Origin of the sequence: Xanthomonas sp. NCPPB 3582 (assembly GCF_041475735.2) — a bacterium.
Lineage (GTDB): Bacteria > Pseudomonadota > Gammaproteobacteria > Xanthomonadales > Xanthomonadaceae > Xanthomonas > Xanthomonas codiaei.
Map to the genome: position 1 here is coordinate 3,173,101 of NZ_CM192968.1, position 24,003 is coordinate 3,197,103.

General features: G+C 63.4%; 1 protein-coding gene and 1 pseudogene. Both read right to left on the minus strand.

The genetic code is table 11. From position 1 onward, the window contains the following. Positions 1 to 18: 18 nt before the first annotated feature. A pseudogene (locus ACCQ05_RS13320) lies at positions 19 to 17,475 on the minus strand (non-ribosomal peptide synthase/polyketide synthase); the annotation flags it as partial. Continuing rightward, the gene (locus tag ACCQ05_RS13325; RefSeq protein ID WP_372390815.1) at positions 17,475 to 24,002 is read right to left on the minus strand and encodes a non-ribosomal peptide synthetase; all 6,528 of its coding nucleotides are present in this window, start codon (positions 24,000 to 24,002) and stop codon (positions 17,475 to 17,477) included. The gene ACCQ05_RS13325 and the pseudogene ACCQ05_RS13320, both read right to left, overlap by 1 nt. Position 24,003 lies beyond the last annotated feature (1 nt).

Consider the following 24,003-nt stretch of genomic DNA (forward strand, 5'->3'; position numbering starts at 1 on the left):
GAAGACCTCTCGCAGCGGGATGTCCAGGTCGAATTGCTGGCGCAGCGCCGAGACCATGCGCGTCGCCAACAACGAGTGGCCTCCCAACTCGAAGAAGTTGTCGTGGATGCTGACGCGCTTCAATTTCAGCAGGTCTTCCCAGAGGGCGCAGATCCTGGCCTCCGTTGGAGTGCCGGGCGCGGTGTAGTGCTCGCCACCGGCGTGTTCGTCGCCGACATCCGGAAGTGCCTTGAGGTTCCGCTTTCCATTCGGCAACAGCGGAATGGCATCGAGCACGACGAAGGCCGAGGGCACCATGAACTCGGGAAGCTGACTGCGAAGCAGGGCACGCCATTCACTGGCCAGGCCTGCGCGCTGCTCCGCCACCACGTACGCCACCAACTGGACCGGCTTGCCGCGAGCCACCACGACGACGTCCTTCACCTCCGCGTGACGACGCAGCACGGACTCGACTTCGCCCGTTTCGACTCTGAATCCGCGCACCTTCACTTGGTGGTCGATTCGGCCCATGTATTCGAGCTCACCGTCCCTGCTCCAGCACACCAGGTCGCCCGTCCGGTACAGACGCTCTTCGACACCGTTCGGGAACGTGTGCTGGATGAATCGCTGGGCCGTCAGCTCCGGCCGGTTGAAATACCCCGCGCCCACGCCGGGCCCACCGATGTGCAGTTCGCCCACTTCGCCGATGGCCGCCAACTGGCGGCGGACGTTCAACACGTAAGCACGGACATGGCGGGTGGGGCGTCCGATGGGCACGTTGGCGTACCCCTCCATGGATCTCTCGACATCGAAGCAACTGGCGGTGACCGTACATTCGGTCGGGCCGTACGTGTTGAGCACGCGCACCTTCGGTGAAACGACTGATTGCCATTGGTGCACGGCGGCCTTCGACATCGCCTCGCCGCCGATGATCAGCAGGCGGGCATCGCTTTCATTCAAGGCTTCCAGCCCTGCCGGGCTGAAACACAACTCATGCCAGAAGGCGGTGGACAGGCTCGCGACGGAGATTCGATGCTCTTTCACGAACTGGCAGAAGGCCCGGGGCCCTGCCAGGATGTCGTCGTTTCTCAGCACGAGAGCACCGCCCGTGAGCAACGAATTGCTGAAATCGTCCATGAACATATCGAAAGACAGCGTCGAGAACTGCAACACGCGATCGTCTGTCTTCGCTCCGTAGTCGTGCCTCGCTACTTCGCAGTACGCGACCACGTTGTCGTGCGTGATCAAGGCCCCTTTGGGCTCCCCCGTCGAGCCGGAAGTATAGATCATGTACGCCGTGTTTCGTGACGTGAGACCCCAGGCGCGCGGCTGCGGATTCTCCCGCGAACTCCGCGCCACGGCCTCGGGCGGTGCGTCCAGGAACAGGAGCAGCGCGTTCGAGTCCCGCAGCTTCTCTGCCATGAATGTCTGGGTCAGCAGGCAATGCACGCCCGAGTCCTTCAGCATGAATTCGAGGCGCTGCCAGGGGTAGTTCGGATCTAGCGGCACATACCCGCCACCGGCTTTCATCACCGCCATGATCGCGACGATGGCGTCGAGTGAACGCTCGACGCAGATGCCGACCAGCACGTCCGGGCCAACGCCCTGCTCCGCAAGATGGTGCGCCCACTGGTTCGCACGCTGGTTCAGCTCGCCATAAGTCAGGGACTGCTGGCCATCGGTCACCGACAGCGCGTCCGGCTGGGCGCGAACGAGTGCTTCGAACACTTCATGGGTACAACGCCCCGACGCATGGACCGAGGCCTGACCGCACCACGTCGTCAACATCGCGTCTTGTTGTGTCGCCGTGAGCAGCGGCACGTCGCCCACGGGCTGCTCGGGCTGGGCCACGACCGCGCGCAGCAGCAGTTCGAAGCTCTCGGCCAGGCGCGCGATACTGTCGGCCTCGAACAGGTCGACGCAGTATTCCCAACTGCCCAGCAAGCCATCCTCGGTCGTGTCGATGGTCAGGCTCAGATCGAACTTGGCGACCTGGTAGCCGGTGTCCACCGTATCGACGCGCAGGCCGGGGAGGGCGAGTTCGGGATCGAGGTTCTCCTGCAACGCGAACATCACCTGGAAAACGGGGCTGTGGCTCAGGCTGCGTTCGGGGTGCAACGCCGATACCAGCATTTCGAACGGCACATCCTGGTGTTCGTAGGCGTCGAGGGCGAGTTGGCGGGTCTGCTCGAGCAGCGACGCGAACGATGCGTCCATCGTCACTTCGTTGCGCAGCACCAGGGTGTTGACAAACAAACCGATGACCGACGCCAGCGCGGGATGCGCGCGGTTGGCGATGGGCGTGCCGATGACGATATCGGTCTCATTGCTGTACCGCGCCAGCAGGGCGGCAAACGCCGCTTGCAAAGTCATGAACAGGGTCGTGCCATGCGCCTGGCCGAGCGCCTGCAGTTGCGTGCGCAGGGCCTGGTCGATCGGGCGCCGAAGCGTTGCGCCGGCGAAGCTTTGCGACGCCGGTCGCGACTTGTCGGTCGGCAGGCCATGCAGCGACGGAATTCCCGCCAACTGTCGCGTCCAGTACGACACTTGCCGCTCAAGCGTTTCGCCGTGCAGCCAACCTTGCTGCCAGTGCACGAAATCAGCGTACTGCAACGACAGCGGCGGCAACGGGTTCCCGCCACCGCGGGCGAAAGCACCGTAGAGCTGCACGAACTCATCGATGAGTACACCCATCGAGGCGCCATCGGAAGCGATGTGGTGCGTCGTCATGAGCAACACGTGCTCCGTGTCGCTCAGCCGCAGGATGCTGGCGCGAAGCATCTGACCGAAACTCAGATCGAACGGCTTCATGGCTTCCGCCGCCACCTGCGCGCGCAGGCCTTCTTCGGTCGAGCTCCCCGTCAACACGTCGATCTGCAGCGGAGTCGGTGCATGGATGACCTGATGGGGCTCGCCGCTCTCCGTGACCTGGTAGCTCGTGCGCAGGATCTCGTGCCGGTCGACGATCGCGTCCAGCGTGACCTGGAGCGCATGCAGATCCAGGCGGCCGTGCAGACGGATCGCCAGCGGCATGTTGTATTCGTTGCTGTTGCGATCCATCTGATCGATGAACCACAGGCGCTGCTGCGCGAACGACAGCGGCAGTGGCCCGTGGTCGCGCGGCACCCGCTCGATGCCCGGCTGCAGCATCTGCCGTTCTTTCGCTTCGATGACGAGCGCCTGGGCACGCAGTTCGGCGTTCTCGAACAGCTCGCGCAGGGTGACCTGGACGCCGAACCTTTCCTGGATCGCGAACTCGAGCCGCACGGCGGTCAGCGAGTTGCCGCCCAACGCGAAGACGCTGTCCAGCGCGCCGATCCGGGGCCGCTCCAGCAATTCCTCCCAGATGGCCGCGAGCGCGCGTTCAGTCGGCGTCTCGGGCGCCACGTAGGGGAGCGTCTCCAGCCAATGAGGCTCCGGCAACCGCTGGACATCGACCTGGCCATCCAGCAGCCGCGGCAACGCCGGGAGCATCTTGAATCCAGCTGGCACCACCGCCTCCGGCAGATGGTCCTGCAGATACCGTTGCAGCAGCTGGAGCGCCTCCAGTTCGCGTTCGGGCATCTGCTCGGGAACCAGCCAGGCGACCAGACGAGCACGGTCTCCGTCGCCGCTGCAGAGCACGCAGGTCTCGCGCAAGCCCGGCCAGGCTTGCAGCTGGCGGCGGACCTGCGCCAATCCGAAGGTGTGCCCCTGGATACAGACCTGGTCGCTCACGCGGCCGAGCAATTCAAGGCGACCGGCCAACCATCGCGCCAGCTCCCCAGTGGGTTCGAGACGGCCGTCCGGCTGTGCGGAATACAGCTCGCCGGTGACGCCGGGCGGGACATGACGCAGCTTCCCGTCCAGAACGTACACCGGCCTGTCGTGAAGGGCCGCCAGCAAGGTCTCGGTGCCCTCTTCCATGTCCTGCGCATCCGGGCGAGTCGCACTCGTCAGGCGTCGCACCTGCGCCTGCTCTTCCTCGGCGCGGGTCAGCAGCGGCAACTGCGAGACCGTCTTGCCGTGCGCGTCGGCGATGCCGCTCAGAATTTCGCGGAAGTGCCCCAGCATGGTGTCGAGCGTCGCGGAAGCGTATCGATCCGTCCGGTAGGTCAGACGGAAAGACAGATCCTCCAGCAGCTGCGCGCTCAAGGTGAGCCCGTAGTTCGTCTGCTCGTCGCCCTGCAGCGCCTCGACGCGCAGGTCCTGTCCGGTGCTCGCCGCATCGGGCTCCGGCAGGTTGTTGAAGGCCAGCAGTGTTTCGAACAGCGGCTGGCCGCGCGGCAGATCGCTCAGCGCCTGGATGTCCAGCAGCGGCATGTAGGCGAATGCTTCGCGCTCGACGCTCTCCCGATGCAGACGCTGCAACCAGGTCACGACCTCCACATCCGCCGCGAACTCCATGCGGACCGGCAGCGTGTTGATGAACAAGCCGACCACCCGTTCGACGTTCGGCAAAGTCGCCGGACGACCCGAGATGGTTTCACCGAAGAGGATGCAATCGCGGCCGCTGTAGCGATGAACGAGATAACCCCATGCCCCCTGGATCAGGACGTGCGTCGTCAGGTGATGGGTCCTGGCGAACGCCTGCAACTGCTGCGTCAACGCGACGCCGAGGTGCAAGCGCTGCTCGTCGTACTCCGCCGCGGTCGAGTGCGCGGACGCGCCGGCCAGGCCCAACTCGGTGGTGGCGCGGATGTCGCCGACGCGCTGTTGCCAATACCGGTGGGCAGCCGCTCGATCCTGGTGAGCCAGCCATGCGACATAGTTCGAATACGGAACAGGTGCCGGTAGTTCCACCACACGCTCGTGCAGGAGCGCCCGGTAGACCTGCATGAGCTCGTCGAACAGCACCATCTGCGACCAGGCATCCATCAGCGCGTGGTGATAGGAGACGAGCAGACGGGTTCGCGTCTCGGTCAGGCGCATGACCGCCAGGCGCAGCAGCGGCGCCTGGGTGAGATCAAAGCCACGCTTCTTGTCCGCCCGACTGTACTGCAGGAATCGTTCGACCTGCGCCTCGACGTCGAGGTCGCGCCAGTCGAACGCCTGCCAGTTCACGGTCGCATGCGCGCGCACCAGCTGGACGAGGCGATCGCCGACGAAGATCGTGCGGAAGATGTCGTGCCGTTCGATGATCCGTTGCCAGGCGCTGCGGAACAATGCCTGATCGAGCTCACCGACCAGCGACAGGTCGAGCTGTGTCACATAGGCGCCGCCGGCGACGAGCTCGTGGAAGATCAGGCCCTGCTGCATCGCCGTGGACGCGTAAAGCTGCTGCAGATCCGGGTACGTCTGCTGCCACTGCCGCACTTGCGCCAGGGTGGCCTGCGCCAGCGGGAAGTCGCTGGGCGTGTAGTGGACGTCCGGCGTGTCGAGGCAGTACGCGATGATCTCCTTCAGCGCCGAGTGGATGTCGTCCAGCAGCGCCTGCATGCGCGCGGCGTCCTGCGCCAGGCCATTGAAGCCCATGCCGAACGACAGGCGGCCGCCGCTGATCAGCGCCGTGATCTCCGCGCCGTGCTCGCGCTGGCGGCGCGGACTCACCGCATGCCCCGCAAACTCCGTGGCGAAGGCGATGCCGTCCGCTTCCGATTGATCGAACTGGCCGAGGTAGTTGAACAGGATGTCGTTGCGCGGCGTGGAGGGCGCCAGGGACTCGATGCCCGCGAGATGCCGCAGCAGACCGTAACCGATGCCTTTCGCGGGCACGGCACGCATCTGTTCCTTGACGTGCATGATGAGGTCGCCCACGGACGACGTGATCGGTGCGCGCAGCGCGAGCGGGTACAGACTGGTCAGCCAGCCCACCGTCTCGCTGTGATCGATCTCGTTGCTCAGGGCTTCGCGGCCGTGACCTTCCATGCTGAACAGCAGCGTCGACACGTTGCCCCAACGCTGGAACCCGCGCAGGACGGCGGCCAGCAGCAGATCCGGCGTTTCCGTGCGGTACGCGCGGTGACAGCCCTTCAGCAGCGCATCGGTGTCGTCCGCATCGAGTTCGAAAGACACGACGCGCGTCGTTCCATAGCTCTGGTCGACCACTCCGACCGCCGCGATCGGCAGGGGCGGCACCGTCAACTGCGCCTGCCAGTAGTCCAGTTCGTTCCGGACGCTTTGGCTACGCGCGTGCTGCTCAAGGAAGTGGCCCCACGCCTGCAGCGAGGATCGCTTCTTCGCCAGCATCACCTCGCCCCGCCCTTCGCGCAATTGCCTGTAGCCCTGCTCCAGGTCCGACAGCAGCACGCGCCAGGAAACGCCGTCGATGATCAGGTGATGCGCGATCAGCAACAGGCGGCGGAATCCCGCGCCTGCTTCGAACATCACCGCGCGGAACAGCGGCCCGTCGCTCAGCGACAGACTGGCTTGCATGCGCTCGCCGATGCAAGCGATCTGTGCGCCCCACTCCGCCTCGTTCACATCCCGCAGGTCCTCGAATGCGATCGACGCCCGCACCATCGCCGGATTGAAGTCACGATACTCGCCGTGCCAGACGCCGTCCCGCTCGATGAAGCGCAGGCGCAGCGCGTCATGGCGCTGATGCAGCGCGGTCACCCACGAGGCCAGCTGCACCTCGTCCAGCGTATCCGTCACCGTCAGCAGCACCGACTGGTTGTAGTGATGCTGATCGATCGCGTCATCGCTGCCGAGGAACCAGCGCTGGATCGGCAACAACGCCTGCGCACCCGTGACCGCTTCCTGCGGCTGGACGACGCCCTGCCCCTGCCGCGCATGCGGCGCCAGTTCACGAATCGTCTGGTGCTGGATCAACTGCTGCACGGTTACCTGGATGCCCTGCGACGTGCAGCGAGCAATCAGGCGGATCGCGAGGATCGAATCGCCACCGATGCTGAAGAAGTTGTCGGTGACGCCCACACGCTCCAGGCCCAGCACGGATTGCCAGAGTGCGCAAAGTTCCTCTTCCAGCAGGCTTTGCGGCGCGACGTAGTCGGCCTGCAGCGCGCCCCCCATCTCGGGATCCGGCAGCGCCTTGCGATCGATTTTCCCGTTGGGCGTCAGCGGCAACGCAGCCAGCGTCACGATGGCGGATGGCACCATGATTTCCGGCAGATGCTGTCGCAGGTACGACTTCAGCACATCCGATGCGATCGCCTGGGTCGATGCCTTCGCCACGACATACGCAATCAGTTGTTTGGGCTCGCCGCGCGCGATCACCACGACCTGTGCGATGGCCGCATGCGAAGACAACGTGCTCTCGATCTCGCCCAGCTCGATGCGATGACCGCGGAGCTTCACCTGATGATCGATGCGCCCCACGTACTGCAATCGACCATCGGCCGAGCGACGCACCGAATCTCCCGTCCGGTAAACGCGCCCACCGTGTTCCGGCATTTCGCCCGCGAATGGATTGGCGAGGAATCGCTCCCGGGTCAATGCTTCGCGCTCGAAGTAGCCACGCGCCACTCCGTCGCCGGCGATCAGCAATTCGCCGACCGCGCCCGTCGGCGAGAGCTGCTGTCGACCGTTGACGACGTAGAGCTGGGTATTGGCCAGCGGCTTACCCAGGTGCACATCTCCGCCCGAAACTTCCGCGACGGACGACCAGATCGTCGTCTCGGTCGGGCCGTACATGTTGAAGATCTGGCCCGGCACCACGGCCTCGAGTGCGTTCGCGAGCTCGGTGGGCAGGGCTTCGCCGCCAACCAGCAATTGCCGCAATCCACCGAGCGCCTGCCGCCCGTCTTCGTCGATGACGAGTTCACGCGCATAGGAAGGCGTGCACTGCATATGGGTGACGCGATGCCGCTGAATCAGCTCGAACGGCGAAGTCGATTTCTCCAGTCGCTTCGCCAGCAAGCGCTGCTGCGCGCTCTGCTGGCGCAGGCTCGACTGCATCCGCTTCAACAGCGGCAGATACGCGACGACGTCGGCATGCTCGACACCGAAATCGATCAGGCACGCAATTTCATCGATGCCCAGCCGGCGCAGTTCTTGCGCCCGTCGGCAACAGGATTCGACGGTGCCGAACAATCCGCTACGCGCGAAATGATGCTCGAAGCCCAGCGCCAGAAGCGCATCGACATCGGTGCCGACATCGAGACCGGCCTGTTCCGCCAATGGCTTGAGCAGATCCAACGACTGGCGGAAGTAATTCTTCAGCGGCTGCTCGACGGCCTGCTTGACCGACTCGGCATCTTCTCCGACGAAGGTATGCAGCATCAGCGCGATGCGGCCCGCGTCGAAGCCTGCTTCCGCGCGTGCCCGCCGATAGATGGTGATCTTCTCGCTGAGCGCTTCTTCGCTTTGCCCCAGCAGGTGCGTCAACACATTGGCGCCGATGGAACCGGCATAGCGGAAAGTTTCCGGACTGCCACCCGCCGTGATCCAGATCGGCAACGCGGCCTGGATCGGCTTCGGATGCAGATGTACCGTCACCGGTTTTCCGACGCCGTTGGTACGCTCGATGCCTTCCCCGCGCCAGAAGCGACACAATGTGTCGATTCCTTCTTTCATCACCTCGTAGCGTTTCGCGTAGTTCTGCGGAGCGAAGATGAAATCATTGGGGTGCCATCCCGAAGCGATGGAGAGCTCCACGCGACCGTCGGAAATATTGTCGACCATCGACCACTCTTCCGCGACCCGGATCGGATCGTGCAGCGGCAGCACGACGCTGCCGGAGCGGATCGGAACGTTGCGGGTAACCGCGGCGATGGCGGCGGCGGCGATCGACGGATTCGGGAATGGATCACCGAAGTTCGCGAAATGCCGCTCCGGCACCCAGACGCCAGCGAGACCGTGGCTATCGGCAAACCGCGCTCCATCCAGCAGCAACTGGTACTTGTTGGTGGCGCGACTGTCTTCGGCCGCGAAGTAGAACAGGCTGAAATCGATCTCGCCGATCTCCGCGACCGGCATCGGACGTTCCGCCTGCAATACCACATGGTGGCCACGCGACAGTGTCCAGAACAACTCGAGTACCGAAATATCGAAACTGATGCTGGTGACTGCCAGCCACGTCTGCGCAGCGACGGACACGCCCAGACGCTGATCGAGACCCGTGAAGAAATTGATCACGTTGCGGTGTTCGATCATGACCCCCTTGGGCTTGCCGGTGGAGCCCGAGGTGTAGATCAGATAGGCCAGATTCGCCGGACCGAGTGTGGACACCGCGGAAGCTTCGCTGGCCAGCAGTGCCGACAGATCGGCCCAGAGATCCGGTTCGTCCAGGCACAACGTTTGGCAGTGCGCTGGAACGGAAAACATCGGCACAACGTCGCTCTGCGTGAGCAGCCACGAAGCTCCCGAATCGTGCAGCATGTAGTGCAGGCGTTCGAGCGGGTAGCCCGGATCGAGCGGCACGTACGCGGCGCCGGCCTTGAGTGTGGCCAGCAACGCAACGAGCATTTCCGGCGAACGCTCGATGCACACTCCAACCCGCGCCTCCTCCTGCAGGCCGCGATTGCGCAGGTAATGCGCCAGCCGATCGGCGCGCTCGTCGAGCTCACGGTAGCTCAGGCTGCCGGTCTCACTACTCACGGCAGGCGCGTCCGGCGTGCGCTGCGCTTGCAACTCAAATGCTTCATGCACGAGTTGCGCGCGCGGGTAGTCGCAGGCGCTGTCGTTCCAGGTTCGCAGCAGGGTCTGGCGCTCGGCTGCGCCCAGCAAGGCCAGCTCGTCGATCGGTGTCTCCGGCGCCGCAGTGATTGCCTGCAGCAACACCTCGAAGTTTTCCGCCAGGCGCACGATCGTGTCGCGTTCGAATAGATCCGTGCAGTATTCCCAATCGATCCGCATGCCGTCCTCGTGTTCGGCGATGCTCAGGCTGAGATCGTATTTCGCGATGCCGCGGTCGAAGTCGAGTATCCGCACATTCAGATCCGCCAACGTCAAGTCGACGGAGTCATTGTTCTGCACCGTGAACATGACCTGGAACAACGGCGTGTGGCTGATCGTTCGTTCGGGGCGCAGCGCGTCCACCAGCATCTCGAACGGGACATGCTGGTGCTCGTATGCGCCTAGCACCATTTCCTTGCTGCGCGCGAGCAGTGCCGTGAAATCTGGATTGCCCGACAGATCGTTGCGCAACACAAGTGTGTTCAGGAAAAAGCCGATCATCGGCGCGAGCTCGGCGCCCGGCCGATTCGCGACGGGAGTGCCGATGACGATGTCCGACTCGCCGCTGTAGCGTCCCAGCAGGACCGAGAACGCGGCCTGCATAAGCATAAAGAGCGTGCAATCCTGGCGACGACCGAGCGCGATCAAACTATCGCCGAGATGCTTGCCGAGCGACTGGCTGACCAACGCACCCGCCACGCTTTGTTTCTCGGGTCGCTTCTTGTCGAGCGGGAAACTGTGCACCACCGGCAGATCGGCCAGCTGCTGCGTCCAATACGCGAGCATTCGCCGCAAGCTATCGCCGCTGAGTTGTCGCCGCTGCCATTGGGCGAAATCCGCATACTGGACAGGCAACACTGGCAATGTCGACGAAGCGTTGCCGCTGTGCGCGGCATAAAGCGCCATGAATTCGCGTGCGAGCACCGCCATCGACCACCCGTCGCCCGCGATGTGATGCAAGTTCAGCAGGAGCACGTGATGGCTCTCGTCGAGGCGAACCAGAGTCGCTCGGAGCACCGGGTCGCGCGTCAGGTCGAACACTTTCGCGCCATCGGCTAGGGCCAGCGCGTGCACGCGCTGTTCCTGCTCTTCCTGCGCAACCTGGGGCAGCTCGATCACACGCACTTCGAGCGCGTGCGCTGCCTTGATGATCTGCACGCCTTCGCCAGCCGAGTCATTGACGTAAACCGTTCGAAGAATCTCATGGCGATCGACGATGCCGTTCAACGCCAGCGTCAGCGCCTTCTGATCCAGCTTACCCTGCAGGCGCAAGGCCATGGGTATGTTGTATTGGCTGCGAAACTCCTGGTTGTCTGGATCCAGTTGATCGATGACCCACAGTCGTCGCTGCGCGAACGACAAGGGCAACGGACGACCATCGCGCTGCGTCGGCAGTACGGATTCCCAAGCGCTGCTCGGCGCCCGCTCGATGGTGGCAGCCAGCTCGCGGAGCGTGGGACGCTCGAAGATAGACCGTAACGCCAGTTCGGCACCCATCCTGGAACGCAACTCGGAAACGACCCGGGCCGCCAGCAGTGAGTGGCCTCCCAGTTCGAAGAAGTTGTCGTGACGACCGACGCGCGCAACTCCCAGCAGTTGCTGCCAGATTTCCGCCATCGCGACTTCGATGCCGGTGTGCGGCGCTTCGTATTCACGTCGATCCAGAGCATCGCTGTCCGGCATCGGCAACGCCTTACGATCCAGCTTGCCATTCGCGGTCAAATCGAAGGCATCGAGCATCACGAACACGCTCGGCACCATGTAGTCCGGCAACTGCGCTCTCAGCTCCGACCGCAGATCGTCCGTGGACACATGCGCGCCGGCGACGGCTGTGAAATAAGCCACCAGCCGTTTGTCACCCGGCGAATCCTCACGCGCCAACACCGCCGCTTCGCGCACGCCGGCGCACGCGGCGAGCTTGGCTTCGATCTCGCCCAGTTCGATCCGAAGGCCGCGGATCTTGACCTGGAAATCGTTGCGTCCCAGGAACTCGATGTTGCCGTCCGGCAGCCAGCGCACCAGGTCGCCGGTCTTGTACATGCGCGCGGACGGCGCATCCGAAAACGGATCCTTCAGGAAACGCGCCGCGGTCAATTCCGCGCGATTCAGATAGCCACGCGCTACACCGACACCGCCAATGTAGAGTTCTCCCGCGACGCCGATGGGCACCGGAGCGCCCTGCTGGTCCAGGATATACATCTTCGTGTTTGCGATCGGACGCCCGATCGACACAGCACTCGCCAATGCAGGCGCGTCGCCGACATGACTGGCATAAACCGTACAGCCGACGGCAGTTTCGGTCGGTCCGTACTCGTTGACGATGACCGCGTGAGACAGCACGCGCTCGCGAAATTTTTCCACGCAGCGCCAAGTGAGCTGCTCGCCACCCACCACGATCATGTGCGGCGTCGACCGCGGTGGAGTTGCCGCCATTCCCGCGAGAGCTTCCAGATGCGCGGGTGTCACCTTGAGCAACCACGGTGACGACTGTTGGCAGTACGCCAACAACTGCATCAGGCAGCGATGGTTCTCGTCCGCCAACAACACCACCTGCTTGCCGCACAGCAAGGGCGTAACCAGCGTAGTCAACGTGGCGTCGAAACTGAATGGCGTCGATACCAGCGCGCCGGCCATGTCGTCGAGTAGATACGTTCTCGATGCGTGATCAAGATAGTTGAGCGCGGCCTCATGGTGAACCATGACGCCCTTGGGTAGCCCGGTGGAGCCCGAGGTGTAAATCACATAGGCAAGATGATGCGCCGCGAGTCCGCGGCCGCGGGAATCCGGGTTCTGTTCCGGCTGCGCGGACAACTCATCGCTGGAGGCGTCCAGCACCAGCGTCGGGATCGAATCGGACGAAATGCGTTCGCGCTGGGCTTGCTGAATCAGCAGCGCCTTCGGCGCGCTGTCCGTCAGCAGATATTGCAGACGCTCGATCGGATACGCCGGGTCGAGCGGGACATAGGCGCCGCCGGCTTTCAGCACGCCGAGCATAGCGATAACCAGATCCGGTGTTCGCTGCGTGCAAATGACAACACGGTCGTCCGCATGCACACCGTGGGCGATCAGGTAATGCGCGACCCGGTTCGCACGTGCATTGAGCTCGGCGTAGCTGAGTGATTGCGACTCGAAGACCAACGCGGTGGCATCCGGGTGGGCCGCAACGCAGGCTTCGAATTGCTCGTGGATGAACGAGTCGCTCGGCTTTTCCGCCGGAACGTCATTGAAATCCACGAGCACGCGGTCTTGCTCCGCTTGCGTCAGCAGCGGCAGCGTGCCGACACGCATGGCATCGTTCGCCGCCATGCCCTCGAGCAACGTCAGGAAATGCGTCGCGAAGCGCTCGATGGTTGCGCGATCGAACAAGTCGCAGGCGTACTCCAGCTCGCCGGTGAGCCCCGTGGTGTCATCGCTCAGCAACAACGACAAGTCGAAATGCGCCGTGGTGTGCGGCGTAGCGAGGGGAGTCATCGTCAGGCCGGGCAACGCCAGGCCACCTTGCAACGCAAGCTCGCTGTCCGGCGTATTGTCCATCGCGAGCATGACCTGGAACAGCGGGCTGTAGCCCAGGCTGCGGACCGGGTGCAACGCTTCCACGACCTGATCGAACGGAAGTTCCTGGTGACTGAATGCCTCAAGGGCACTCGCTTTCACCTGTGCCAGCAAATCGCGAACGCTCGGGTTGTCGTCCAGGCGCACGCGCAGCGCGAGCGTGTTGACGAAGAATCCGATCACGCTCTCCACTTCGCGGCGCTGCCGGTTGGCGACCGGAGTGCCAATGACCACATCCTGCTGGCCGCTCAGTCGCGCCAGCAACACCGACCAACCCGCCATCAACGTCATGAACAGCGTCACTCCATGGCGCTGTGACAATGCCCGCAGGCGCGCGGTGAGCTCCGGCGAGATGTCAAGCCGCACCATGCCCCCCTGGTAACCAGGCATCGACGGACGTGCACGATCGGTCGGCAGCGTGAGCAACGGTGGCGCGCCGTGCAGATGTCCGCGCCAGAAATCGATCTGTCGCTCGAGTTCCTCGCCCTGCAACCACTGGCGCTGCCATGCAGCGTAATCGGCATATTGAAATTCCAGCGCCGGCAGCGGGTCCGCCTCACCCGTGCTGAACGCGGCATACAGCGTCGCCACTTCACGCACCATCACGCCCACCGACCAGCCGTCGGTGACCAAGTGATGCTGGGCGATCAGGAGGACGTGTTCCTCCTGCGACAGACGCAACAGGCGTCCGCGGATGAGCGGGCCCGTCGCCAGATCGAATGGTGCGCTCGCCGATTCGGCGGCTTCCTCCGCGACGGTTCGTTCATGCTCTGCGTGCGCGAGATGACTCAAATCTTTTTCGGTCAGGGCGAAACCGACATCCGTCGGCGCCATCACTTGGTGCGGCACTCCGTCCACGGTGACGAAGCGCACGCGCAGTCCTTCCTGTCGCGCCATCACGCGGTCGAGCGCGGCCTGCAGCACGCTCCGATCGAGCTTGCCCGTCAGGCGCAGCGCCGCGGGCATATGATAGGCCGCGCTCGCCGCCGGATCCATCTGCGCGATAAACCACAGGCGTTGCTGGGCGAACGACAGCGGCAGTGGCCGGCCATCGCGCGCCGCGGGCGTGAGCGGCGGTAGTGAGGCCTGCCCTCTCTTCCCCGCGATGTGCTGCGCCATCACGTCCAGTTCCGCGTGTTCGAACAACTCGCGCAGCGGAACCTCGATGCCCAGACGATCCTCGATGAGGAATGCGAGCTGCACGGTTAGCAGCGAGTGCCCACCCATCTGGAAGAAGTGATCGTGACGCCCGACGGATTCGACACCGAGCAGCTTTTGCCAGATGGCCGCAAGGACCTCCTCGATCTCGCCTCGCGGGGGTTCGAACTGCCGTCGCACCAACGCATTGTCTTCCGGAACGGGCAAGGCATGGCGATCCAGTTTGCCGTTCGGCGTCAGTGGGAACGCGTCGAGCACGACGAACGCACCCGGCACCATGTAGTCCGGCAACTGCGCGGCCAGTTCCTCGCGCAAGATCGCCGCCGACAGGATGGCGCCGGCCTTGGCCGATAGATAGGCGACGAGACGTTTGTTGCCCAGCGCATCTTCCCGAGCCAGCACGGCGGCTTCGCCGACACCCGCGCACCTCGCCAGTGTGGCCTCGATCTCACCTAGCTCGACGCGGAAGCCACGGATCTTGACCTGGAAGTCGTTGCGACTGATGAACTCGAGATTGCCATCCGGCAACCAGCGCACGATGTCGCCGGTCTTGTACATGCGCGCACCCGGAACATCCGAAAACGGATCCTCCAGGAAGCGCTCGGCAGTCAGCTCCGGTCGATTGAGGAAGCTGCGCGCAATGCCCACACCAGCCGCATACAGTTCTCCGGGGACGCCGATAGGCGTGAGAACGCGTTGGTTGTTCAAGACATACGACTTCATGTTCGCGATCGGACGGCCAATCGGCACGCCGTCGCCATTCGAGGCGGCGCGGCCCTTGTCGCAGTCGAACATCGTGCACGCGACCGACGTTTCCGTGGGACCGTACTCGTTGAAGACGATGGCGTTGGGTAGAACCCGCTCGCGGAATTTCTGCAGCCCTCTCCAGGTCAGCAGTTCGCCGCCCATGGCCAATATATGCGGGGTCAGGCTGGGCGATTCGGAAGTCATCTCGACCAACGCCTCGAGGTGCGCGGGCGCGATGCTGAACAACCAGGGGGTGGTCTGCCGGCAGTACTCGTGCAGCTGCGTCAGGCAGTGATGATTTTCATCCGGCAGCAGCACCAGTTGTTTTCCGCACAGGAGCGGCGTGATCAACGTGGTGATGGACGAATCGAAATTGAACGGCGTCGTCACCACGGCACCCGCCGCGCCTTCCGGCAGGTAGTGCTGCAACGCGTGATGAAAGTAATTGAGCACGCCCTGGTGCAGGGCCGCGACACCCTTGGGCATGCCGGTCGAACCCGATGTATAGATCACATAGATAAGATGTCCCGACGCGAGCCCGCGGCGCCGGGCATCCGAGTTCGTCGTCGGCTGGGCGGCCAGTTCGCCTTCCGCGGCATCCAAGGCCAGGGTCGGTATGGAATGGGACGGCAATCGCTCCCGTACTGCCTGCTGAATCAGCAGCATCTTCGGCGCGCTGTCCGCCAGCACGTATGCGAGTCGTTCGCGCGGATAGGTCGGGTCAAGCGGCACGTAGGCGCCGCCCGCCTTCAGCACCCCGAGAATTCCCACCATCATGTCCAGCGATCGCTCGAGGCAGATCGCCACGCATACATCCGGGCCTACGCCCTGCGAAATCAGGTAATGTGCCAGCCGGTTCGCACGCGCGTTGAGTTCGGCATAGCTCAGCGACTGGTTTTCGTACGTCGCCGCGATCGCATCCGGCCGTGCCGCGACTTGGGCCTCGAATTGTTCGTGGACAAACGCGTCGTCCGGAAGAACCAGCGCGGTGTCGTTGAAGTCCACGAGCAGTTGCCGTTCCTGCTCCACTGTGAGCAGCGGCAGCGCCGCCACGTGGGCGTCATCGCTCGCAACCATGCCCTCGATCAGCGTCACGAAATGCCCGACGAAGCGTTCCACGGTCGCACGCTCGAACAGGTCGCTGGCGTATTCGATCTCGCCTGAATATCCCTCCTCGCTGTCGCTCAGTGCCAGAGACAAATCGAAATGCGCGGATGCGCGCGGAACGTCCAGTGGCGTCAAGGACACGCCCGGCAACGTCAACGTCCGTTCGACCGCCACCTTGTCGAAGATAAATACGGATTGGAACAGCGGGCTGTAGCTCAGGCTGCGCGCCGGCTGCACCGCATCGACGACCTGATCGAAGGGCAGCTCCTGATGACCGAACGCCGCCAGCGCGGTGCCCTTCACCTGTGCCAATAACTCACGCACGCTCGGATTGCTTTCCAGCCGCACGCGCAGCGCCAGCGTGTTGACGAAGAATCCGATGAGGCCTTCCACTTCGCGCCGCTGCCGATTCGCCACGGGCGTGCCGATGACCACTTCATTCTGATCACTCAACCTCGCCATCAAGACTGACCACGCCGCCAGCAGGGTCATGAAGTCGGTCACGCCATGGCGCTGGGCCAGCGTTCGCACGCGCGCGCTCAATTCTTTCGAAATTCGAATCGGTACCTGGGCGCCGGCGTAGCTCGGCATCGCGGGGCGCGCACGATCGACCGGGAGGGTGAGCAAGGCCGGTGCGCCGGTCAGATGCTCGCGCCAGAAACCAAGCTGACGCTGCAACTCCTCACCCTTCAGCCAATCACGCTGCCAAGCAGCGTAATCGGCGTACTGGATATCCAAGGCAGGCAATGAATCCGCTGCGCCCTGGCTCGCGGCTTCGTACAGCGCGGCTACTTCCCGCACCAACACACCGATCGACCAACCGTCACTGATGAGATGGTGTTGGGTGACGAGCAGCACGTGCTCGTCCTCCGCCAACCGGAGCAGGCGTCCGCGGATCATCGGTCCCGCCGCGAGATCGAATGATGCCCGCGACTCTTCGGCACACTCCGCCATGACCGCTTGCTCGCGCATGTCTTCCGCGAGATGCATCAGGTTGGTTTCGATCAAGGCGAAGCCGACACCGTCAGGCGCGATGACCTGGTGTGGCACACCGTCGAGCAGGACGAAGCGCGTGCGCAGTCCTTCCTGGCGCGCCATCAGACGATCGAGCGCGGCGCGCAACGCCGGGCGATCCAACTTTCCGGTCAGACGCAACGCCGCCGGGATGTGATAAGCCCCGCTCGCCGCGGAATCGAGTTGCGCAATGAACCACAGGCGCTGCTGGGCGAAGGACAAGGGCAACGGGCGATTGCGATCCACCTTGGGAATGACCTCGCGCGTGTTTCGGTCGCCGCGCGCGCCCGCCTCTTTCTGGATTTTTTTCAGCAAGGCTGCCCGCAGTAGTTCTTCGCGCGTGGGTAGTTTTACAGACACTACTTCAGGTCCTTTAGGTAGGCGAGAAGATCTTCGTCAGACATGGAGGCGAGCTCGGCCTCCATCTCTTCCACTTCCTTATCGCTGAACAGGTTCGCTTGCGCGTTGACGATCAACTCGCTCATGGACACCAAACTCGCGGCGCCAAACAGCGCCTCCAGCGTCAGCCGGACCTGGAATTTCTCCTGGATGCGAACCGACAAGGTGATCGCCAGGAGTGAATGCCCACCGAGTGCGCTGAAATTATCGTGGCGGCCAACGCGTGGAACGCGCAACAGCTCGCGCCAGATTTCCGCCAGCGCTTCCTCGGTGTGACCTTCGGGCGGCTCGTACTCGGCCGCCAACGATTCGCCTTCCGGCACCGGCAAGGCCTTACGATCCAGCTTGCCGTTGGGCGTCAGCGGAAAGGCATCGAGCACGACGAACGCGCTCGGCAGCATGTAATCCGGCAAGCGCGAAGCCAGCTGCGTCAGCGACTCCCCCGCGGAGAAGCACGTCTCGTCGTGGCACGTGAGATACGCCACCAGGCGCTTGTCGCCCGGCATGTCCTCACGCAGCAGCACCAGCGCCTCCCGCACATTCGGCTGCGCCGCGAGCTTGCTTTCGATTTCTCCAAGCTCGATGCGGAAGCCGCGGAGTTTGATCTGGGAGTCGCGGCGACCCAGGAATTCCAGTGAGCCGTCCGGCAGCCATCGCACCAGATCGCCGGTCCTGTACATGCGCGCGCTCGCATCGCTCGCGCCGAGCTCACGTGCGAACGGATCGCTTAGGAACCGCTCGGCGCTGAGTTCATCCCGGTTGAGATAGCCCCGCGCCAGCCCGGCCCCGGCCACGAACAGCTCACCCGCGACTCCGACCGGAACCGGTTGCAATGTGGGCGTCAGCACATAGAGACGCGTATCGGCGAACCCTCGGCCGATGGGCACGTTACCCGCGCCAGCCAGAGGTTCGGACGTCACCGGATACCAAGTGCTGAACGTCGTGGTTTCGGTGGGGCCGTAGACATGCAGCAGCCGCTTCGGCATGCCTTTGCGAACGATAGTGGCAACCGCGCCCGGCGACACAGCCTCGCCGCCGAACAGCAACGTCCCCAACGCGGCAAAACAATCCGGTTTGCTTTGCGCGTGCTGATTGAACAGCGCGGTGGTCACGAAGAGCACGTTGATGCCGTCTTCGCGAATCTGCGCCGCCAGTCGCTCGGCATGGACCAGGGTGTCTTTCTCAACCACGACCAGGCGACCGCCGTTGAGCAGCGCGCCCCAGATTTCGAAGGTTGCGGCGTCGAACGACGTATTCGAGGCCTGCGCCATGACCGTGCTGCTGTCGAGCTGCACGTAGTCTTGCGTGGTGACCAGGCGCACCACGCTGTGGTGCTCGACCATCACGCCCTTGGGCTCACCGGTCGAACCCGAGGTGTAGATGACATACGCCAGGTGAGAGTCGTTCAGATCGGGAGACTTGACCGGATCATGCGTGGGCTGCGACTTCAGAACCTCACCATCGGACGGCGCGTCCAGCACCAGCGTCGGCAGCGCATGCATGCCCACTCGCTCCGCCAGCGAAAGTTGTGTCAGCAACGCCACGGGAGCGCTGTCGGACAGCATGTACTGGATGCGATCCTGAGGATAGGTAGGGTCCAGCGGGACATAGCAGCCACCGGCCTTCAGCACGGCCAGCAGGCTGGTCACCATGTCCACGCCCTGCCTGAGGCATACAGCGACCCGGTCGTCGGGCTTCACACCCAGGGACCTCAGGTAGTGCGCCAACTGGTTCGCGCGCGCATTGAGCGCGGCGTAGTCGAGCACGTCACCTCGATGAACCACCGCCACCGAGTCCGGGCATGCGTTAACCTGCGCCTCGAACAGCTCGTGCACGAGCGCGGTTCGTGTGTAGTCGGAGGTGGCATGGTTGAAGTCCGCTAGCAGTTGCTGTCGCTCACCCTGAGGCAGGATGTCCAAGGTCAGAACGTCTTCGCTGTTACCGTCTTCCAGCGCACGGGCCACGTTCTCGATCGCGGAACGGAAATAGCCAGTGATGCGTTCCGCCTCAAGTCCCTCGACGCAAATCGCGCCCAGCGTGAATTCATCGCCGTAGTCATCCACTTGCACGGCGACGGGATAGTTGGCCGATTCTTCAGTGTGCAACACCCGCACGCCCGCGACCGTCAGCGGCAGTGATTCACCATGCTCCTGCCGCGCGCTGTGCCGATAGTTCAGCAGCGACGTGAACAACGGCAAAGGGGACGGCACGCCGCTGCACTGCAAAGCCAGACTCAGCGGAGCCCGTTCATGGGCCAACAACAATGCCAGTCGGTCCTGGCATTCCCGCACCGCATTCCTGACCGGGAGCCGCGCCAACGAAATATGCACCGGCAATGTGTTGATCAGCAAGCCGATGGCGTGCGCGAAACCTGCATCGCCCTGCAGACGACCGGACAACACGGTTCCGAAAACCACGTCAGTGCGCCCGGTGCAACGCGCCAGCACCAGCGCCCAGGCGGTATGGAACAAGGCCGATGAGGGAACCCCGAGACGGCGAGCGCAGTCCCGGATGCGCCGGGACCATGCCGAAGAAACCCGACACTGCGCGGTCGTGCTCGTCGAGCCCGTCGCCCGCAGGTTCAATACGCCAAACGGCGCAGTGGGTTCTTCGATATCCGCCAGAGTCTTGCGGAAGTAGACCTCGTGCGATTCGAGCGGCGTATTGCGCACATGCGCCACGACGTTCCGGAACGGAACGCTGGCCGGCAGAAGCTCTTCCGTGCCGTTCATCAGGCACTGCACCTCAGCCATGATCAGCGCCAGAGATTCGTGGTCGAAGGCGATGTGGTGAGCCGAAAGCTCGAGCGTCCACTTGCTGGACGCAGGCTCCAGGTAGCAACAGGCGGCGATCAACGGCGCTTGCCGCACATCCAGGCGGGCTCGTTGCAGCACAGCGCGGCCCAGCGATCGACCTACGGGCGATTCCGGTGAAGCCAGTTCTGTCGCGACGAGGGTGGCCTTTCGGAGCACGACCTGCACCGGCTGGGAGAGTCCCTCCCACAACACGGCGGTACGCAAGGCGTCGTGCCTCGCGATCACGCGGTTCAACGCCGCCAGGAAATCATCCAGTCGATCCCTGCGGTCGAACTCCAAGACCGCTCGCAAGACGTATGCGTCGCGCTCCGCTTGCATCAGGTGATGGAACAGCATGCCTTCCTGCAAAGGCAGCAGTGGATAGATATCCTCGATGATGGCAACGCCTTCGGGGATAGCGGTGGTAATGACCGCGATGTCCTGAAGCGTCAGGTTCGCGAGCGGCAGCATCTCCGGCAGGATGACCTGCGTTCCGGGCGGGATGCGGCTCACCGGAATGTCGGACGACTCGCTCGAACTAGAAATGGGAACGAGCGCCGCGGCGCAGTCGAGCAGCAAGGGAGTCATGAACACGGTTCTGGCTTCCGCTCTGAACCTGCGCGCGCGCAGCAACTCCACCAGCCGCATCGCCAGCATCGAGTGTCCGCCGAGCTCGAAGAAGTGATCATGGCGACCGACTCCTTCGATGCCGAGCAGCGTTTGCCAGCTCTCCGCCAGCACCGCTTCGGCTTCCGTCCGCGGCGCTTCGTACTCGCGATGCACCACGGCGGATCCATCGGGCGCGGGCAACGCCTTGCGATCCAGCTTGCCGTTGGCCGTTTGCGGCAAGGCATCCAGCACGACGAACGCGCTGGGCACCATGTACTCGGGCAACTGCGCCATCAACTGCTGACGCAGCTCCCCGACACATAGGTGGACGTCGTCCTTGGCCACTAGATAGGCCACCAGTCGCTTGTCGCCCGGTACGTCTTCGCGCACCAGCACCGCGACTTCGCTCACGCCGGGGCACGCCGCCAGTCGTGATTCGATTTCCCCCAGCTCGATTCGAAATCCGTGGATCTTGACCTGGAAATCGTTGCGTCCCAGGTATTCGATGTTTCCGTCCGGCAGCCAGCGCGCCAGGTCGCCGGTCTTGTACATGCGCGCGCCCGTTTCGCCGGTAAACGGATCCTTCAGGAAACGTTCGCGCGTAAATTGCTCGCGATTCAGATAGCCGCGCGCGACGCCCGCGCCGCCAATGTAGAGTTCTCCCGCGACGCCGATGGGCACCAGAGCACCTTGCTGGTCCAGGATGTAGATCCGGGTGTTGGCGATCGGGTAGCCGATGACTGGTGATTCACCGGATTCGGGCAGTGCGCACTCGGTGGCATAGACGGTGGCTTCCGTCGGACCGTATGCGTTGATGAAGCGAATCGACCGCGACGCCCGCAATGTTTTCCACATCGCGCCGTTGATGGCTTCGCCGGCGACGACCACCAGCTTCAAGGCGGTATCGTCGCCCTCCTCGAGAAGGCCGGCTTTGAGCAGGGTATCGAGTTGCATCGGCGTGCAATCGAATGCTTCGATGCAGTGCTGACGCGCGTAGCGCAAGAACAGATTCGCATCGAGGCGCGCGGCTTGAGGAATGACGACGACCGTTCGTCCGGACAGGAGCTGGACCAGGCCCTGTACGGAAACGTCGAACGTGATGGGCGCGTTTTGCGCGACTCGCGCGTTCGATGGCAGGTCGTGGAAAATCGTCTTTTCCATGCTCGCCCACACGTTGATGACCGACGCGTGCTCGACCATCACGCCTTTCGGTTGCCCGGTGGAGCCCGATGTATAGATCACGTACGCGAGATGCCGCGGCGTAACCCCGAGGCCGCGGGCCGCCGGATTTTGTGTGGAGTATGGTTCGAACTCTTCGGATGCTCCATCCAGCATCAAGGTAAGCAAAGCATCGGCGCCCACGCGATCGCGTAGTGGCCGCTGCGTCAGCAGGACCTTGGGCGCGCTGTCGGCAAGCATCAAGGCCAGTCGCTCGGGAGGATGGGCGGGATCGAGCGGGACGTAGCCGGCCCCCGACTTCAATATGCCCAACAGCCCGACGATCATGTCCAGGCCGCGTTCGACGCAGATGGCCACGCGGTCATCGGGTCGCACACCTTGCGCAACCAAGTAGTGCGCAAGGCGGTTCGCGCGCTCGTTGAGCTCGGCGTACGTAAGTGAACCATCTTCGCAGACCACCGCGACGGCCTGCGGCCGCGCCGCGGCCTGCAGTTCGAATAACTCGTGAATAAGCGAGTCTTTGGGATATTCGCTCGCCGTCGAATTGAACGTGGTCAGCAGCATCGCGCGTTCTTCCTCGGGAAGAACGTCGGGCAACGCGAGCGCCTTGTCGGGATTCGACGTCACCAGATTCAATAAATGGACCAGTCGACTGCCGAGAAGCCTCGCGTCCGACTCGGAGAAATAGCTCCGGTTGCAGTCGAGCTTGATCTCGATCGAACTACCGCATTCCCACGACGTCACCAACAAGGGCGTGCTTTCGTGGTTGTGGCTGACGTAGACCAGCTTGGACAGGTTTTCGTCGAACTCGACATCGTCTTCGAAGTTCAGATAGCTGAATCCGATGTCGTAAATCTTCTGCGCTCCTCCGGAAAGACCGAGGTCGCGCACGATGTCGCCGATGGGATATCGCTGATGACGGAGGTTCGCCTTCTGTTTTTCGGCGACGTGCCGGGCAACCTCCGAAAAACGCTGACCCGAATTCACCGACAAACGCATCGGGCTGACGCTGGTGAAGACGCTGATGGCTTTCTTTTGCGCTTCCCCATGCCGATTGTGGATGGGCAATCCGACCACCAGATCCGACTGATCGTGAGCGAGTCCCATGCTCGACGCCAGGACGGCCAGCAGCACGTGCGGGACGCCGACCCCGATATCCGTCGCCGCCTGTCGCAAGCGACCCAGCTCTTCTGCGCTTAGGGTTACGACGTGACGCACACTGCTGTGAACCACCTGCCCGGTACCGGCGCCGGTGCGGGGAGACAGAAGCCGTTCCGGCAAGCTCTTCAATTCATCACGCCAGTAGTCGCGGTCACGCGCATACCGTTCGCTGGTCTGATAATTCTCGTCACTCGCCGCGATGTCACGCCAGCACAAGACGCTTTGATCCTGCGTTCCCGGCTTGTAGTGAGCCGCCAGCGCATGCGCCAGATTGATGAATCCCCACCCGTCGCACATCAGATGATGCGCGATGACCACGTACCAGTATTCAGACTCACTCAGCTTCAGAAGCGACGCCTCGAACAACTCCGTATCTTCGAAGGGCATGCGCGCTTCGAACAGGCGAGTGACTTTCTCCCTGGCAGCTTCGGCAGGCGCGGGTTGACTCGACAGATCGATGATGGGCAGCCCGAGCGTGCGCTCGTCTTCGTCCACGATGCGCTGATGGGTGCCACTCTCTGAAGAGACGATACGAATTCCGAAGGCATCGTGCCCGCGAACCAGCATTGCATGCGCGCGCTGCACGCGGGCCGCGTTCACCGCGCCCAGCTTCAGATAGCCACCGATGTTGTAGATAGGCGCGCCGGGGTGACAGATCTGATCGAAATAGATGTCACGCTGAGTCAGCGTCAACGGAAATTCCGGGGCGACGGCGGCGTTCATAGCTGGAACATCGGTGTTCATT

Coding starts and splice junctions, on each gene's coding strand:
- ACCQ05_RS13325 (WP_372390815.1), bottom strand. CDS start 24,002: ATGAACACCGATGTTCCAGCTATGAACGCCGCCGTCGCCCCGGAATTT.